22 protein-coding genes are annotated in these 16,327 nt (G+C 71.8%); 20 read left to right on the forward strand and 2 right to left on the reverse strand.

What is annotated here, in order from left to right; translation table 11 throughout:
• Positions 1-10: 10 nt before the first annotated feature.
• From FJK98_RS33510 to FJK98_RS02465, 9 genes are read left to right on the forward strand one after another with little or no spacing between them, the layout of a single operon-like run.
• Positions 11-637, forward strand: a complete 627-nt coding sequence (locus FJK98_RS33510; protein WP_205789361.1) for a hypothetical protein — start codon at positions 11-13, stop codon at positions 635-637.
• Positions 638-688: 51 nt separating this feature from the next.
• Positions 689-1,873 carry a DUF5309 family protein gene (locus tag FJK98_RS02430; protein ID WP_145917552.1) on the forward strand — a complete coding sequence of 395 codons (1,185 nt, stop codon included), beginning with the start codon at positions 689-691 and terminating at the stop codon, positions 1,871-1,873.
• 12 nt (positions 1,874-1,885) lie between these two features.
• Positions 1,886-2,458, forward strand: a complete 573-nt coding sequence (locus FJK98_RS02435) for a hypothetical protein (protein WP_145917553.1) — start codon at positions 1,886-1,888, stop codon at positions 2,456-2,458.
• Positions 2,459-2,485: 27 nt separating this feature from the next.
• Positions 2,486-3,046, forward strand: coding sequence for a hypothetical protein (locus tag FJK98_RS02440; protein ID WP_145917554.1), 561 nt, complete (start codon positions 2,486-2,488; stop codon positions 3,044-3,046).
• Between the two features lie 12 nt (positions 3,047-3,058).
• The gene (locus FJK98_RS02445) at positions 3,059-3,472 is read left to right on the forward strand and encodes a hypothetical protein (RefSeq protein ID WP_145917555.1); all 414 of its coding nucleotides are present in this window, start codon (positions 3,059-3,061) and stop codon (positions 3,470-3,472) included.
• Between the two features lie 5 nt (positions 3,473-3,477).
• Positions 3,478-4,422 carry a hypothetical protein gene (locus FJK98_RS02450; protein ID WP_145917556.1) on the forward strand — a complete coding sequence of 315 codons (945 nt, stop codon included), beginning with the start codon at positions 3,478-3,480 and terminating at the stop codon, positions 4,420-4,422.
• A gap of 9 nt (positions 4,423-4,431) precedes the next feature.
• Positions 4,432-4,830 carry a DUF6093 family protein gene (locus FJK98_RS02455; RefSeq protein ID WP_145917557.1) on the forward strand — a complete coding sequence of 133 codons (399 nt, stop codon included), beginning with the start codon at positions 4,432-4,434 and terminating at the stop codon, positions 4,828-4,830.
• Positions 4,830-5,216, forward strand: a complete 387-nt coding sequence (locus tag FJK98_RS02460) for a hypothetical protein (protein WP_145917558.1) — start codon at positions 4,830-4,832, stop codon at positions 5,214-5,216. Before FJK98_RS02455 ends, FJK98_RS02460 begins: the two co-directional genes overlap by 1 nt.
• Positions 5,216-5,638, forward strand: coding sequence for a hypothetical protein (locus FJK98_RS02465; RefSeq protein WP_145917559.1), 423 nt, complete (start codon positions 5,216-5,218; stop codon positions 5,636-5,638). The genes FJK98_RS02460 and FJK98_RS02465 overlap by 1 nt, the downstream gene beginning before the upstream one ends.
• Here the strand turns inward: FJK98_RS02465 and FJK98_RS02470 are convergent.
• Complete coding sequence (locus FJK98_RS02470; protein WP_145917560.1) at positions 5,635-6,009, reverse strand: hypothetical protein; 375 nt, start codon at positions 6,007-6,009, stop codon at positions 5,635-5,637. The genes FJK98_RS02465 and FJK98_RS02470 overlap by 4 nt on opposite strands.
• A 76-nt stretch (positions 6,010-6,085) precedes the next feature.
• Here FJK98_RS02470 and FJK98_RS02475 point away from each other — a divergent pair, with 76 nt between their 5' ends.
• From FJK98_RS02475 to FJK98_RS02525, 11 genes are all read left to right on the forward strand, one after another.
• Positions 6,086-6,421, forward strand: a complete 336-nt coding sequence (locus FJK98_RS02475) for a hypothetical protein (RefSeq protein WP_145917561.1) — start codon at positions 6,086-6,088, stop codon at positions 6,419-6,421.
• A 56-nt stretch (positions 6,422-6,477) separates the two neighbouring features.
• Complete coding sequence (locus FJK98_RS02480; RefSeq protein WP_145917562.1) at positions 6,478-6,690, forward strand: hypothetical protein; 213 nt, start codon at positions 6,478-6,480, stop codon at positions 6,688-6,690.
• A complete protein-coding gene (locus tag FJK98_RS02485; RefSeq protein ID WP_145917563.1) occupies positions 6,690-7,160 on the forward strand; it encodes a hypothetical protein in 471 nt (156 codons plus the stop codon). Before FJK98_RS02480 ends, FJK98_RS02485 begins: the two co-directional genes overlap by 1 nt.
• Entirely contained in the window at positions 7,157-7,690 is a 534-nt protein-coding gene (locus FJK98_RS02490) for a hypothetical protein (RefSeq protein WP_145917564.1), read from the forward strand. Before FJK98_RS02485 ends, FJK98_RS02490 begins: the two co-directional genes overlap by 4 nt.
• Before the next feature lie 32 nt (positions 7,691-7,722).
• Positions 7,723-8,043 (forward strand): hypothetical protein, encoded by a 321-nt coding sequence (locus FJK98_RS02495; RefSeq protein ID WP_145917565.1) that lies wholly within the window; start codon positions 7,723-7,725, stop codon positions 8,041-8,043.
• 18 nt (positions 8,044-8,061) lie between these two features.
• Positions 8,062-10,839, forward strand: coding sequence for a phage tail tape measure protein (locus FJK98_RS33035; RefSeq protein ID WP_168222370.1), 2,778 nt, complete (start codon positions 8,062-8,064; stop codon positions 10,837-10,839).
• A 7-nt stretch (positions 10,840-10,846) separates the two neighbouring features.
• Positions 10,847-12,706 (forward strand): carbohydrate binding domain-containing protein, encoded by a 1,860-nt coding sequence (locus FJK98_RS02505; RefSeq protein WP_145917566.1) that lies wholly within the window; start codon positions 10,847-10,849, stop codon positions 12,704-12,706.
• The gene (locus FJK98_RS02510; RefSeq protein ID WP_145917567.1) at positions 12,703-14,355 is read left to right on the forward strand and encodes a hypothetical protein; all 1,653 of its coding nucleotides are present in this window, start codon (positions 12,703-12,705) and stop codon (positions 14,353-14,355) included. The genes FJK98_RS02505 and FJK98_RS02510 overlap by 4 nt, the downstream gene beginning before the upstream one ends.
• A 5-nt stretch (positions 14,356-14,360) precedes the next feature.
• Positions 14,361-14,546 (forward strand): hypothetical protein, encoded by a 186-nt coding sequence (locus FJK98_RS02515; protein WP_145917568.1) that lies wholly within the window; start codon positions 14,361-14,363, stop codon positions 14,544-14,546.
• Positions 14,543-15,475, forward strand: a complete 933-nt coding sequence (locus FJK98_RS33805; RefSeq protein ID WP_240762570.1) for a hypothetical protein — start codon at positions 14,543-14,545, stop codon at positions 15,473-15,475. The genes FJK98_RS02515 and FJK98_RS33805 overlap by 4 nt, the downstream gene beginning before the upstream one ends.
• A gap of 274 nt (positions 15,476-15,749) precedes the next feature.
• Complete coding sequence (locus tag FJK98_RS02525; protein ID WP_145917569.1) at positions 15,750-15,980, forward strand: hypothetical protein; 231 nt, start codon at positions 15,750-15,752, stop codon at positions 15,978-15,980.
• Here FJK98_RS02525 and FJK98_RS02530 read toward each other — a convergent pair whose 3' ends face one another.
• On the reverse strand, positions 15,981-16,304 hold the full coding sequence (locus tag FJK98_RS02530) for a hypothetical protein (protein ID WP_145917570.1): 324 nt from the start codon (positions 16,302-16,304) through the stop codon (positions 15,981-15,983).
• Between the last annotated feature and the right edge of the window lie 23 nt (positions 16,305-16,327).

Below are 16,327 nucleotides of genomic sequence, written 5' to 3' on the forward strand. Positions count from 1 at the left end.
GGAGGTCGCGATGACCCAGCCTGTCCCTACGCCGCCGCCGGGCGATCCGGTGCCGACGCCACCCCCCACCCCTCCGGCCCCGGTGCCGGCTCCGCCCGCGCCGCCGGCTCCGGCCGATCCGGGCGACAGGCCGCTCGGCCCGGCCGGCGAGAAGGCTCTCGCCGCCGAGCGAGAGGCCCGAAAGGCGCTGGAGAAGCAGCTCGGCCCGCTCATGCAGTTGGCGCAGACCCTCGGCGGTCAGCCCGGCGACGGGAAGACCGACCTGGAACGGCTGACCGAGCGGCTGACCAAGCACGAGGAGGAACTGTCCACCGAGCGGGCCGCCAGGTACCGCGCCGAGGTGGCCGCCGCGAAGGGCCTCACCCCGCAGCAGGCGGCACGCCTGCGGGGGGCGACCCGGGAGGAGCTGGAGGCCGACGCGGACGAGTTGCTCGCGCTGTTCCCCGCCGCCGCCGCCCCGGCCGGACCCGCCGCCGCCCCGACCGGCCCCCGCACCCCCGCCCCGGACCCGTCGCAGGGTGCCCGAGGCACCCAGCCGCCCGACCTGGAGGCGCAGATCGCCGCCGCCCAGAAGGAAGGCGACTTCCGCAAGGTCATCGCCTTGCAGAAGCAGAAGCTGGCCAACGTCCAGCGGTAACCGAAGGGCCGGCGCGGGCCGCGCCCAGAATCAACGAAGGGAGCACCAGCCGTGGCTGGTATCACCGCGCTCGGCACGACGTACAACCTGCCGAACTACACGGGCATCCTGCACCTGCTCACCCCGACCGACACCCCGTTCTTCTCGGCGATCGGCGGGCTGACGGGCGGCGGGCAGACCACCGACACCGAGTTCGAGTGGGGCGTCTACGACCTGCGGACCGCCGGTCAGAACGTGGCCCTGGAGGGCCAGGACGCGCCCACGGACCAGAACCGGGTCCGCGCGTCGCAGAAGAACGTGGTCCAGGTCCACCACGAGACCGTCGGCGTGTCCTACACGAAGCGGGCCGCGACCGGCCGGCTGAGTGGCCTCGCCACCGCCGGGGCCGCCAACCCCGTGATCGACGAGCTGGACTGGCAGACGGAGCTGATGCTCAAGCAGATGGTCCGCGACGTCGAGTGGTCGTTCATCAACGGCACCTACCAGCTGCCGGTGGACAACACGACCGCCCGCAAGACGCGGGGTCTGCTCGCCGCGATCACCTCGAACGTGGTGTCCGTCGGGGCCGCGGCGCAGACCGGCACGGCGGCGGCGGCCACCGACCTGATCACCCTGACCGCGCACGGCCTGACCGACGGGGACACCGTCCGGTTCTCCAGCGTGGGCGCGGCGACGCCGCTGTCCACCGCGACCGTCTACTACGTGGTCAGCTCGTCGGCGAACACCTTCAAGGTGGCCACCACCAAGGGCGGCACCCCGGTCGACATCACCGTCGACGGCACGGTCATCTGGAACGAAGGCGTCGCCCTCACCAAGGACGCCCTCGACGGGCTGCTCCAGACCGCGTACGACAACGGCGGCCTGATGGAGTCCGAGACCCGCACCCTGATCGTCGGGTCGGCGCAGAAGCTCGCCGTGACGAAGGCGTACACGACCGCCGGGTACGTCATCAAGAGCGTCGAGGGCAACGTCGGCGGCGTCGTCGTCGACCGCATCGACTCCGACTTCGGCACGCTGAACATCATGCTCAACCGGCACATGCCGGCGGACACGATCGCGGCGGTGAGCCTGGAGGACTGCAAGCCGGTCTACCTCGAGGTGCCCGGCAAGGGCCACATGTTCGAGGAGCCGCTGGCGAAGACCGGCGCGAAGGACCGCAACCAGCTGTACGGCGAGGTCGGTCTCGCCTACGGCAACCAGCTGAAGCACGCCAAGATGACCGGCCTCAAGGCGTAAGGAGCCGCCCCGATGAGCAGCAGCAAGAAGACGACCGACAACGGCGCGGACCTGGTGGTCACCGCCGGCTACGTGACGGTCCGGACCCAGGTCGGTGCGGGCGTGGCCTACGTCGACGTGCCGCAGGGCCAGGTCCTGCCCGACGACGTGTCCGACGAGGACCGCACCCGGCTGGTCGCGGCCGGGTCGGTGGGCCGCCGCGACGGCAAGCCCGCCGACTCGGCCTCGCGGGAGGACGCGGCGCGGGCGGCCCGGCCGGTGCCGGGCGAGGTGGAGCCGGACGAGATCCCGGCGGACATCATCCCGGGCGGCACCGTCGAGCAGATCATGGAGTGGGTGGGCGACGACCTGGCCCGCGCCCGGGTCGCCCGGCACGAGGAACTGGCCAAGGGCGACAAGGCGCGGGCGACGCTGCTCGCCCGGCTCGACAAGGTGAAGGCGGCGGAGGAGACCGAGCCGCCGACGGTGCCGGAGCACTACGACGAGACGACCAGCCCGGCGGCCCCGGGCGGGGTGGCGACGCCCCTGGGCGACCCGGGCGCGGGCGGCGGGAAGCCGGCCGACGGGGACGACGCGGGCCGCTGACGGCGGCGGGCGGGGAGGTGAGGTGCGATGGCTGACATGCTGGCGGCGCCCGAGGATCTCGCCTCCCTGCTGGAGCGCGACGACCTGGACCTGGCGAAGGCGACGCTGCTCGTCGAGTGCGGCACCGCGGTGGTGCAGGTGGCGGCGGGCGGGCAGCGCATCGTCGAGGTCGTCGACGACACGGCGGTGGTGGCGGCCGGGCCGGGGCAGTGGCTGTCGCTGCCGCAGTGGCCGGTGCGGTCGGTGGCGTCGGTGGACTACGGCGGCACGGCGCTGGCCGTCGGGCCGGCCGGGTACCGGTCGCACGGTTCCCGGCTGTTCCGGCGGTGCGGCTGGTCGGACTGCCCGGGTGATCTGGTGCAGGTGACGGTGGTCTACAGCCACGGGTACGCCGAGGGCGCGCAGGAGTTGCAGTTCGCGCGGGGTGCGGTGCTGGGGCTGATCCGGGACGTGGTCGACAACCCGGCCGGCCTGCGGTCGGAGCAGCTGGACGACTGGTCGGCGACGTACTCGGCGCTGTCGGCGCAGATGGACGGCACGCCGGCGCTGCGTGCGGCGCTGCGCCGCCAGTACGGCCGGAGACGGTAGGAGAGGGGCCCAGTGGCCGAGTCGTACCCGAACCGGGGCAAGTGGCGGATCACGAAGAGCGGCGTCGACAACCTGACGCTGCGGGTGTGCGTGTTCACCGGGACGCAGACGGGGGTGCACACGCTCACCCTGAACACCGTGGCGGATCTCGACGCGGTCAGCGGCGTCAGTATCCACTCCGAGCGGGTCACCCTGACCGGCGTCACGGTGACCCAGGACGACGCGAACAACCGGGCGTCCGTCGACTGCGCGGATCTGGCGTTCGCCGCCGCCCCGGGTGTCGTCGCCCAGGGCGTCGCGATCTACCACGAGATCGGAGCGTCGGATGCCCAGCGCGAGCTGCTGAGCGTGCACACGACCAACTTCCCAAAGCCGATGGACGGCGGCCTGTCGATCGGCGTCGCCGACTTCCTGCGCCAGAGCTGACCGCTGTGGCGACCCGGATCTACCTGCCGCGCTGGGACGGCCGGCAGGCACCGGCCACGGCCGGGTTCGGTGCGGCGTGGGACCGGACGGCCAGCGCGTGGCGACTGTCGGCGGCCACGACGAAGGGCGCGACGACGCCGCTGTCGACGACGGGCACCGACTACCCGAAGGACGGGCCGGCGGCCGGCTACAATGTGTTGCAGGCGCAGTTCGTGTCGGCCCCGCTCGCCGCGCAGACCATCTCCGGGACGTTCTCGGCGGTCGTGCGGGCGGGTGAGTCCGCTTCCGCCGCTGACGCCAGCCTCCAGGTGGTCATCCGGGCGGTCTCCGCCGACGGCGGCGCCGAGCGGGGGGTGCTCTACCCGGGGCACACCGCCGCCCTGACGGCGACAGCGGATGTGATCGGGCAGGAGCTGGGCACCACGGCGGCGACCCGGATCGTCCCGGCGGGCACGGCACTGTCGCCGCTCGCGGTGCAGGCCGGTGACCGCCTGGTCGTCGAGCTGGGGGTGCGGTTCCACGGCACGAACACCGGCGTCAACGCCTTCATGCAGCTCGGCGACGCTGCGGCGACCGCCGACCACACCCTGACGTCGGGGGCGACGACGTCTCTCTGCCCCTGGGTGGAGCTCACGGCGGACCTGGTCTTCGGCCCGGTGCCGGTGGACCTGGCCCCGGCTGCCGGGTCCGGTACGGCCGTCGCGGTCACGCCGACAGCCGGGCCGGTGACGGTGAACCTTGCGCCTGCCGTCGGCGCAGGCGCTGCGGTGGCGCTCACGGCGACGCCCAGCCCGGTCGCGGTCGCACTGGTGCCGGCGGCAGGTATCGGCTCTGCGGTGGCGGTCCGGGTGCGCGAGCGATTCGCCCCGCGCCCCCAGGCCGGCACTGTGACGCGGCCAGCAAGCGGCACCGTGGCCCGCCCCGACCGGGGTGTGGTGGTCAGACCGTAGGAGGTGCTCGTGAGCGTGGAGTCGGCACTACGGGCGGGCCGACGGGCCGCCGAGCGGCTGATGGTCGACCGGTGCACGATCCGCCGCACCACCGGCGTCAGCACCAACCCCGAAACGGGGCAGACCGCGCCCACCGACGCGACCATCTATCAGGGTCGGTGCCGGGTGCAGCAGTCGGCCGTGCAGTCCCGGGAGGAGTCCCCCGGGCAGGCCGAGCTGCTGATGGTCCCCCGAGAGCTGCACCTGCCGGTGGCGACCTCCGGCGGCGTGCGCGTCGACGACGAGGTGGTCATCGACGCGTGCACGTACGACCCGGACCTGGTGGGACGGCACCTGACCGTGCGGGGCGAGTCGGCGAAGAGCCTGGCGACCGCCCGGCGGCTGCACATCGAGGAGGCGGCGTCCTGATGGACATGGAGATGGACGTCTCCGGCGACCGGGAGTTGGCCGTCGCCCTGAACCGCGCCCAGTCTCGCTCGGTGCCCGAGGTCGAGAAGGTGGTGGCCAAGGGGAGCCTCAACATCAAGCGGGATGCGGCGCGGCGCGTCTCCGGACTCAAGCACGCCCCGGCGTACCCGGCGGCGATCGGCTACGACCTGTACCACGGGCTGACCACCGTGCGGTCGGAGATCGGCCCCGACAAGGAGAAGCGTCAGGGCGCGCTGGGCAACATCCTGGAGCACGGCACCCGCAACAATGCGCCGATCCCGCACCTGGGGCCGGCGATGGACGCGGAGGAACCCCGGTACGTCCAGGCCCTTGAGGACCTGGCGCAGGACCTGCTGGAGGACTGATGGGCATCGTGCAGGACCACGCCGATGCCTACCTGGGGCTGCTGCGCGCCACGGCGAACCTGACGGTGTACCCGCTACCGGACGGGCAGGACGCGGGCCGCCGGGTGCCAGCCGGGGTGCTCCCGCCCTACGTGGTGGTCGACGTCGCGATCGAAACCCTGGCCGGTAGCAGTCTCGACGGGTTGTCGGACCGGGTGGTGGCGAGGGCCTTCTGCCATTGCGTGGGCCAGAACGACATCGCGTGCCGGGCGGTCGCGCAGCTGGTCCGGGCGGCGCTGCTCAACGCGCGGCCGGTGGTGCCGGGCCGGGCGGTGGGGCTGATCCGGCATGACGCGAACCGGCCCCCGACATCCGATGAGTCGTCGGGGAAGCTGGTGGTGGAGCAGACCGACATCTACCGCCTGGAGACCTACCCGGGCTAGCTGAGACCGGTCAACGACAGCAGCCGCCACTCGTCGCCGGCATCGCGCACCTGGCAGGTGAAGGTGCTGCGGATCGTCGCGCCGAACGTGTTCTGGGCGTCGACGGACCCGGTGACGGTGTAGTCGCTGCCGTAGCCGGTGTGGGTGATGCCGGTGAACTCGGCGCTGGCCGGTGCCTTCAGGCGCTTCTTCACGAAGTCCTGGCAGACCCGCTCGGCGTCCGGGCCCGGATCGGACGGCGGGTCGTCGCCGTCGAGCGCGACCATCCCGCACAGCAGGGCCAGGAGCCCGCCGATTCCCACAAGCCATGCCAGCGCGGTGTTGCTGCCGCTGGTCGTCGCCGGCTGCTCGGCCGGTGGCTGCTCAGTCACGGCCGCCAATGTACCGGCGGTCATCCACTCTGCACGCTCCGCCGATGGGCGGATTCGACACCAGGAGGAACGCCTGATGGCGCTCTACACCCACGCCGTCGGCCTGTCGGCCGCCGGCAGCTACTCCACGCCGGCCGCCGTCGCATCATCGGACACCATCTCCGCCGCCGACATCGGCACCCGAGGTGCGCTCCTGCGGGTCATCTGCGGTGCCACCCCCGCCAACGTCACCGTCGTCGACCCGGGCACCACGCCGTCGGGCAACGCCGGTTCGCCGTCGGCGGTCGCGGTGTCCGCCAGCAGCGCCCGCAACATCTACGTCTCGCCGGCCGCGGTGAACCCGTCCACCCAGGTGGCCACCGTCAACTACAGCGCCACGTCCTCGGTGACGTGCGAGCTGTACCGGCTGTGAGGGAGGCGACGATGCGCTGGTGCGTCATCCGCCACCCCGAGCTGGGTGTGGCAACCGTGGCAGAGCCGTCCCTGGCCGTGCACCGGCCGCTCGGCTGGATGCGTGTGTCGGAGTACACCGCCGACAAGGACAGCCTCGACGTCGGCGCCTACGCCGACGCCCCCGACCTGGACGCCGAGCCGCAGGAGCCGGCCGCCGACTCCGCCCCCGACAAGCCGGGGGCGAGGACCCAGAAGGCCGAGCCGACGGCCGGAAAGCGAGAGAACTGATGGCGGTCATCATCATCGACGGCCGGGTGCGGGTCACCTGGTGCAACAGCGTCGCGAACCTGGCGGCGCCGACGGCATCGGAGGCCAACGGAGGCACCCGGCTGGAGCAGCTCATCACCCCCGACGGCCTCGACATCAAGATCGGCACCGGTTCGGTGAACACGTCGAACCTCGGCTCCCGGTTCACCACCGCCCGCGCCGGCCGGATCACGCCGGAGGTCGGGATCACCTTCCACCACGACACCGTCGACACCGCCTGGAACCTGTTCCAGTACCGGACCACCGGTGTTCTGCTGGTGCGCCGGGGCATCGACAAGGAGACGGCGTTCGCCTCGGGTCAGCCGCTCCAGGTGCTGCCGCTGGAGGCCGGCATGGCGGACGAGGTGAAGCCGGGCCCGGACTCCACCCACGACTTCATGGTGCCGTTCTTCGTGTACCTCGACCCCGAGCCCCGGGCAGTGATCGCGTGAGCGACACCAGTCAGTTCGACGCGATTCTCGCGCAGGCGAAGCTGCCGGAACGAACGGTGCCGCTGTGCCTGCGCGAGGATCTCGTCGCCGAGTACGAGCGCCTCGACAACGAGCTGCTCGGCGCGCCGCGCACCGCGTCGAGCCTCGGCGAGGTGGCCCCGGCGACGGTCATCGCCCGCCGCATGGAGGAGCTGCGGAAGGAGATGCTGGCCCACCAGGTGCAGTTCCTACTGCGGGCGTGGCCGGCGCGGCGGTTCACCGTGCTGCGTGACGCGATGCCGAAGAAGGCCGACGACCAGTCGGACGACGAGTTCGCCGACGTGTGGCACGCCGCCGTGTGTGACCTCGTGTCGAAGATGCTCGTCGAGCCGAAGGCCACCGCAGAGCAGGTGGCCGAGCTGGCTGACCGGCTCGCGGAGTCCCAGTGGCTGGCCCTGTCGAACGCCGCCTGGGACATCAACGCCCGCGGCCAGGCCATCCCTTTCTCCGTCGCCGCCTCCGCGATTCTCGGGAGCGCCGAGACGAAGTAGAGGCGGCCACACGGGTAGGGGCACCGCTGTCGGTGTGGCTCGGGGAGCCCACCCGGGAGGTCGTCGAGCACTACGACCCGGCCGGCACGCTCACGGGGCGGTCGGTGATCACCCGGCCGTCGCCGTGGACGGACGAGGACCGGGCGTGGCTGCTGGCCCACCTGGTGGAGCAGCGCGAGGCCTGCCCCGGGTGCGGGCTGCCGCTCGACGAATGCCGGGACCCGAAGTCGGCCGGGTCGTGGACGCCGCTCGTCGACACCTGCCAGGCGTGCGTGGTCGCCCAGGCCGAGATGGACAACCAGACCGAGGGGCCCCGCCGCCGCGGCGTGTACGTCGGCGTCCGGCGCATCTGATCAAGGGGGTGATGGGATATGGCTGACCGCACCGTCACCGTGTCCCTGATGGCGAAGGTGGCCGGCTTCAAGGCGGGGATCACCACCGCCCAGGCGTCACTGAAGGACTTCCGCGGCGAGTTGGACACCCTCGCGACGAAGAACAGGCGGGGTTTCCACGACATCACCGAGGCGGCGGGCGGGGCCGGCCTGGTGCTGGCCGGGGCGTTCGCCTACGCGGCCAAGGCGGCGGCCGACTTCGACAAGCAAATGTCGGCCGTCAACGCCGTCACCAACGGCAGCGCGCAGGAGCTGGAGCGGCTGCGGCAGGCCGCCCTGGCGGCCGGTGCGGACACGCAGTACAGCGCCACCCAGGCGGGGCAGGCGATCGAGGAACTCGCCAAGGCTGGTATCAGCACCGCCGACATCCTCGGCGGCGCCCTCGACGGCGCCCTCGCGTTGGCGTCGGCCGGCTCGCTGGACCTGGCCGAGGCTGCCGACGTGGCCGCGAAGACCATGAACGTCTTCGGGCTGACCGGTCAGGGCGTCACGCACATCGCGGACGTCCTGGCCTCGGCCGCCAACAAGAGCGCCACCGACGTCCACGAGATGGGCGAGGCGCTGCGGATGGGCGGGCTTGTCTCCAAGCAGGCCGGGCTGAGCCTGGAGGACACCGTCGGGACGTTGGCGGCTTTCGCCGACCGGGCGCTGATCGGCTCGGACGCCGGCACCTCCCTGAAGACGATGTTGCAGATGATCGCCGCGCCGACCGGCAAGAGCGCCGATCTGATGGCCGAGCTGGGCATCAACCTCTACGACACGCAGGGCCAGTTCGTCGGTGTCGAGAAGATGGCCGGCATCCTGAAGGAGCAGCTGGGTGGGCTGACCCAGCAGCAGCGTGCCGCCGCCATGGCCCAGATTTTCGGCGCCGATGCGACCCGGGCGGCGACCGTCCTCTACGAGCTGGGTGCCGACGGCGTCCGGGAGTACGTCACCGCCGTCGACGACTCGGGGGCTGCGGCGGAGACCGCGGCGAAGAAGACGGACAACTTGGCGGGCGACATCGAGCGCTTGCAAGGGTCGATCGAGACGATGGCGATCCAGGCCGGGTCGGGCGCGAACGGCGGCCTGCGGACGCTGGTGCAGATGGCGGACGGGCTGGTGGGGGCGTTCTCCGGACTGCCCGGGCCGGTGCAGACGACCATCACCGTGCTGGCCGGTCTGGGCGGGGCCGGCCTGCTGGGCGGGGCCGGGCTGCTCCGGGTCAAGGCGACGGCGGGCGAAGCGCTGGACGCCCTGCGGGACATGGGCCCGACCGGGGAGAAAGCCGCAGCGGGTATCTCCCGGCTCGGCCGCGTGGCAGGCGGGTTCGGGCTGGCCAGCGTCGGAGTCCTCGCCGTCTTCGAGGGCATGCAGGCCTTCGGTAGCTGGGTGGAGCGCAAGCACGCCCCGGTGAAGGCCGACATCGACAAGCTGACGACCTCGATCAAGGAGTTCGCCGACACCGGCAAGATCGTCGGTGAGCTGGCCAGCAAGTACGGCGAGAACCTGCAACGCATCGGCGAGGACATCGCCGGCATCACCAAGGGCATGCAGGACCTCAAGCGCACCCAGGACGACATCGCCGCCGGGCTGTCGGCCCCGGAGATCGGGGCCAACTGGGACCCGGTCGACCCACAGGCCGTGCAGCGGGTCAAGGACCTGGACCAGGCCCTCGCGAACATCGTCGCCGCCGGCGGCGCGTCCACCGCGAAGATCTTCCTCGACGAGCTGCGGTCGTCCGGCCGGGTGACCACCGAGCAGTTCGCCGCGCTCGCCGGCATGCTGCCGCGGTACAACCAGGCGGCGCAGGCGGCTGCGGCTGCGAACGGCGGGCTGGCCGCCGGCTTCGGGTCGGTGGGCGCGAACGCGCAGACGATGGCTGGGAGCCTCCAGGACGCCATCGACAAGGGTCAGACGCTGCTGGATGTGTGGAAGCAGCTCAACGGGGCCACCCTGAATTTCGACCAGTCGCAGCTCCGGGCGAAGGATGCCCTGGAGACCGTGAAGAAGGCGTTCGAGGCCAACGGCAGGGCCATCGAGGGGAACTCCCGTAAGGCCGTCGAGAACCGTGTCCGGGTCGGCGAGTTCGCCCAGGCCGCTGCGGATGCCGCGCAGCGGAAGTACGAGGAGACCGGGTCGATCGAGCTGGCCAACGACGTCTACAACGACTACATCGGGCAGCTGCGCAGGACCTTGCGGCAGGCGAACCTGACCGAGGGGCAGATCGACAGGCTGATCGCCACCTACACGTCGATGCCACCGCCTAAGCCGCTGCGGATCACGGCCAACACGCAGCCCGCGTTGGATGCGGCGCGCGGCATCGTTTCGCGGATCAACAACATGTCGGCCCGGATCAACGTGTACGCCGAGCCGTCCGGGGGCTTCGGCGGTGGGGCCCACACGGGCTTCGGCTACAGCACCGGCATGGCGGCGGGCGGCCCGGTTGAGGGGCCGGGGCCGAGGGGCGTGGACTCGGAGTGGCGGCTGCTGGCTCCGGGCGAGCACGTGTGGACGGCCGACGAGGTGGATGGCGTCGGCGGGCATGCGGCGATGGCCCGGCTGAGGGCGATGGCCCGGGGTGCGGGGCAGCCGGCATGGACGGCGGTGCCGGTGCCGGCACCGTCAGCGTCGGCGGCGGGCCCGGTGTCGGGTGCTGACGATCCGGCCGTCCTGGCCCGGGTGGTCCGGGCCGCCCTGGTCGGCGTGGAGGTGCGGCTGGACGGCCGCGCGGTCGGTTACATCCATGGCCGTGAGGCCGACATTCTGAGCAGGTAGGAGCACCGTGGGGTACGACTTGCAGTTCGTCGACTCGATCTCTGCGGCCCCCGCTGTCCGGCTGAACCTGGCTGGTCCCGGCTGGTCGGTGCGCGAGGGCACCACGTTCGGCATGCCGGAGCTACGGCGGTCGGTGGTGCAGACGTTGCTGGCGGACGGTGACAGGTATCCGGCTGCCGCGTACGGGAATCGGATGCTGCGTTTGGTGATCCGCTACGACGGGTCGTCGGGTGATGCGGTGGCCGCGCAGTTGCAAAGGCTGTATCAGGAGCTGGACCGGCCGAGTAACGTGCTGCTCTTTCGCCCGGAGACCAGCCTGCCGATCTTCTTCCGCACGTACCGCTGTGGACCGGAGAGCGTCGTCTGGGACCCGTTCACCCGGGAGGTGTCGGTCCAGGTTCCCGCTGAGCCGTTCGCGGTCGGCCTACGGGAGACGCTGCCGGCGGTGACGGTCGGCAACGACCCGACCGAGACCAGCGAGTTGAACACCAACCCGTACTTCGAGGTCGACGCGTTCGGCTGGGTGGGGCAGGGCGGCTCGGTGGCCCGCAGCACGGCGCAGGCCCACGAGGGTGTCGCGTCGCTGCTGTTGACCCCGGACGGGGTGACGGCGACGGCGGAGGCCCGCGCGGTCGACCTGGTGCCGGTGACGGCCGGGCAGACGTATCGGGCGTCGGCGTGGCTGCGGTGCGCGGCAACCCGTTCGATCTCGTGCAACATCAACTGGCACAACGGCGCGGGCACCTACATGTCGACGTCGACCGGCGTCGCGGCGGTCACCGCCGGCCTGTGGCAGTTGGTGGACTTCACGGCGGTCGCGCCGGTCGGGGCGGCGCAGGCTCGCCTGGTGCCGGCATCGCTCGGGTCGACCCCGCCGGCCGGGCACACCACGCACATCGACGAAGCGCGCATCCGGCTGGTGTCGGCGACCGCCCCCGGTGGCCTCTGCTTCGACGTCACCTCCCCGAAGGGGGACGTCGAGACGCCGCTGTACCTGGCGATCCAGGGCAGGGACGTCACCACCGACCCGGCCGGCTTCAGTCCGGGTTCGGGCCGGCGTACGTCGCTGATCGCGGTCCGTCGCAGGGGGACGCCCTCGGCCGCGCCGGTGGTGCTGCCGGTCGAGTCGATGTCCCTCACGACCGACACGACGCTCCAGGCGGCTGGCGGCGGCAGTCAGGGCCAGTTCGCCCGGACCTCGTTCGTCGGCACCCCCGGCATGACCAGTCGGGCGACGATCGCCCTGCACCCTGCCGCCGCGAGCGTGGACGTCCGTGGCACCTACCGGGCGTTCATCCGGATGCGTCACTCGGTCAGCGCGGACGTGATGCAGGTCCGGCTGACCTACGTCATGGACTCGTCCAGCGTCGCCGGGGACACGGTGACGGTTCCGTCGGGTACGACCTGGCGGTGGGTGGACGCCGGCTTGGTGCAGATCCCGCTGGGCTACGACCCGGGCACCGATGGGCTGTCCGGTGCGCCGCTGCCGGTGTGGGGGGTGTCCATCTTCCTGTCCGCGTCGAGGGTGTCCGGCTCGGGCACCCTCGACACGGACACGATCATGCTGGTGCCGGCCGACGACCGGCTGTGCACGGTGCGTTGGCCTGAGTTCGGCCAGCCGACGACGTACGTGCTCGACTCGGCAGCCACGGCGGTGTACGCCACCAGCCCGGCCGGTGAGGTGCGGGCTGCCATCGCGGAGATGGCGGGGTTGACGCCGATGGTGTCGCCGGGCGTCACCAACCGCGTGCACCTGCTGCGCGATGTGGGCAGCGAGTACAGCGACGGCGACGACGCGACCGGGTACGTCCGGGTGACCCCGTACTACTGGCCCAAGTATCTGTTCGTGAGGGGGGTGACCTCATGAGCCTTCCGATTCCACTGAGCGTCAAGCTGACCACCCCCCGGGGCGAGCGGAACGTCACCCGGGAGACCCGCGACCTGGTGATGCGGTGGACCGACCCGGGCGGGTACGCGTCCTGCCAGATCGCGCTGGACCGTCCGCTGACTCTCCAGCCAGACGAGGTCGCCTACTACGGCAACCTGCTGGTCCACGACGGCCGGCATGGCGGCATCGTCTGGGATGGACGGCTGGAGGACCCGGGTCGGTCAGCCGGGGCGCAGGGCCAGGTGTGGGACCTGGCGGCGGTGGGCGGCCAGGCGCACACCCGCGACCGGACCGTGCCGCTGATCTACGTCGACCAGCCGATGAGCAACCTCGACCGGGTCGACAACGCGACGCCGGGCGCGTACGACTCCGTCGGCGCTGACCCGGCGTCGACGAGCAGCCAGGAACAGTCGCTGATCCTCCAGTTCCCGGAGGGCATCACCCTCGTCCCCAACAGCCGCGTGGTGATGAGGTACGTCGGCATCCAGCGGTCCGGGCAGAAAGTCGCCCGCGTCGATCACGCCAGTTGGGACGCGGGGCGCACCGACAGTGCGTTCCAGGTAGAGGTAGTCGCGCGGACGGACGGCAGTCTCGCCAGCGGCGAGGTGGCCCGGTCCGACAACTGGAACACCGCCGGGGGCGGGTCGTCACCGCGCCGCATCGTGACCCACTTCAACAGCGGCCGGAACACGATCGAGTGGAGAGCGATCTACACGGGCGTCGGCGGCAAGGTGGGCAACGACGCGCACTGGGCCAGCTTCAACGGCCTGATCGTGCTGGCCACACGGTGGACTGCCGCAGGGGCAGAGCAGCTCACGGCAGCCACCTACGGCAACAACTTCGTGTACGCGCACGAGGTGGTGGCCGACCTGCTCGGGCGGCTCCTCACGAGCTTCGACGGTGCCGCCGCCCGGATCGACACGACCACCCACCCGATCGACCAGCTCGCCTACCCCGACGGCGTCGACCCGGCGCGCGTGCTTGACGACCTGCTGAGCATGGAGGCCGGCTACACCTGGCGCGCGTGGGAGCGCAACGCCGCCGGCCGGTACCGATTCGAATGGGTGGCTCTCCCGACGACCGTCCGCTACGAGGCCGATGTCACGGACGGGTACGACTCGACGGGGTCGGCCGATGGCCTCTACAACCGCGTGACGGTCAGGTGGCGCGACTCCAAGGGCAAGCCCCGTACGACCACGCGGACCGCCACCGTGCCCGCCCTCGACAACGCCACCCCGCCGCTGATCCGGCAGGGAGCCATCGACCTGGGTGCCGATGTCGGATCGACAGCAGACGCCCAGCGCGCCGGTGACCAGTGGCTCGCCGACCGGCGATGGGCGCCCAACGGCGGCCGACTCCGCATCGCCCGCCCGATCTTGGACCTGGAGACGGGCCGGATGGTGCATCCGTGGGAGATCCGGCCGGGTCTGATCCGGGTGCGCGGCGTGCTGCCCAGGCCAGACGCGCTCAACGCGGCCAGCCGGGACGGGGTGACCATCTTCCGCATCGTCGCCAGCGAGTACCGAGTCAGCGACGGTGCGGCGACGTTGGAGCTGGACTCTTACGCACCCTCGACGTCCCGGATGCTCGCCACCGCCCAGACCAAGCTGCGCCAGATCCGGAGGTGACCAGCATGGACGACGAGCCGCTCTACACCCTGGCCGAGGCCGAAGCCGAGCTACGCCGCCGGCAATGCGCGGTGACACAGCACCGACTGACCCCGGTCGACGGGTCGCCGTGCCGGCTGTACTGCGCGGGCTGTGACACGACGTTCGACCTCGTACCCGTCAAGCCCATGCCCGTCAAGGAGGCATCGTGACCACGGCCCCCGCCAACCTGCTGGCGGTCCGCCGGTTGCTGCTCGACACCATCACGTCGTTGGACCCAGCGGCCGTCGGCATCGTCGGTGATCCGGCCCACCGGGGCGGCTACCACTGCGGCTCCGACCGGGTCGTGTCCAACGACTACTCGGTGGTGGAGTCGTCCCGCGACCGGACCGGCCTCACCCTCTACGCCTCCGGGCTGGACGTGGGCACGTTCAGCGTGCGGGTGGGTGGTGTCACCCACAACCTGCGGACGTTCTCCACCTGGTGCGTCGCCCAGTGCCAGGCCGGCGCTCCGGACACCCGGGACATCAGGGAGATCATCTACTCGCCCGACGGCAAGGTCGTCAGGCGGTGGGACCGGCTGGGTAAGCGCAGCTCCGGCGACGACTCGCACCTGTGGCACACCCACTTCAGCTTCTTCCGCGATGCGATCAAGGCCGGGCGGGATCTCACCTCGCTGTTCCGGCGCTACCTCATCAGCATCGGCCTCATCCAGGCCCCGAAACCCGTGGAGGTGCCCGTGGCACAAGACCCCGTCGCGTGGGCGACGACCAACCGGACGGCCGCCTTGCTGTCCGGCGCCCCCGCCGACTACCAGATCGACGGCGAGAAGACGCGCCGCCGGGAACCGAACCGGATCGCCGAGGCCCTGGCCCGGATCGAGGCGAAGGCAGAGGCGACCCTCGCCGCGGTGAAGGGTGTGGACGGGCCGGGGATCATCGCCCGCATCAATGAGGTCGCGGTGGCCGAGGTGCAGCGTGACGCCCAGGCGCTGGCCGAGCTGACCGGCCGGCTGGACGCGGTCGCCGACCTGCTCGGCCGGCTGGAGTCCGGGGAGCTGACCGCCGAGCAGGTGCTGACCAAGCTGCGGGACCTGCTGCCCACCGGCGCCGCTCCGGTCCCGGGCCAGGCACGTGAGTGACGGGCGAGCGCATCCGGCAGATGGTGCGGGACTGGTGCTCCGTGCTCCTTGGCCTGGGGATCGTGGGGCACCAGGCGTTCATCGTCCCGCCCGGGCAGGCGTCGGAGATGCTGGTGGTGGCCGGCCTCACGCTGGTTACGGGGCCAGCGCTGGGCGGGGTGGTCGGCCTGCGCCGGGAGGCCAGTGGGGGCGGATCTGGCTCTCCGTCGTCGCCCTCGTCGTCGCCGTCGGAATCCTCGTCGTCGCCAGCACCGTCCGGGGCGGGTGATCCGGCGTGACCTGGACCGGATGGCGGGTGCTGGTGGCGTGTCTACTCGCGGCCCTGGGGTCGTCGGCGACGTCGATCCTGTACACCAACGCGGCGGCCCACCAGGCCGAGCAGCGGTGGTGCGGGATCGTCGCCACCCTGGATGACGCGTACCAGCAGACCCCGCCGCAGACGCCCGCTGGGAAGCGGATCGCCGACTCGATCGCCGAGCTGCGCCGGGAGTTCGGCTGCTCGTGACTACGGCGGCGGCCGGTCGTACCGGACGCCCTGGCGTTCCAGCCGGGCCCGGACCTCGGCCGCATGCTGCGCGGCCACGTCCATGTCCGCGCCGGCGGCGGCGAGCAACTGCACGGTCGGCCCAGAAATCCCGAGCGGGTCGGCCATCGCGGTACCGGCCCCGATCCCCAGCAGCACCGGGTCGTCGGTCACGGCCCGGACGGCCGTGACCGCCTGGTCCCGGTCGACGTCCCGATCGACGCCGGTCCCGTACCGGCCGGCGACCCCCGACAACTCGGCCAGCACCAGCCGCTCACGGGCTGGCAGGGAAGGCACGTGCACCACCCCATCAACGTACCCAGGAGGTA

Source organism: Micromonospora sp. HM134 (assembly GCF_007833915.1).
Taxonomy (GTDB): domain Bacteria; phylum Actinomycetota; class Actinomycetes; order Mycobacteriales; family Micromonosporaceae; genus Micromonospora; species Micromonospora wenchangensis.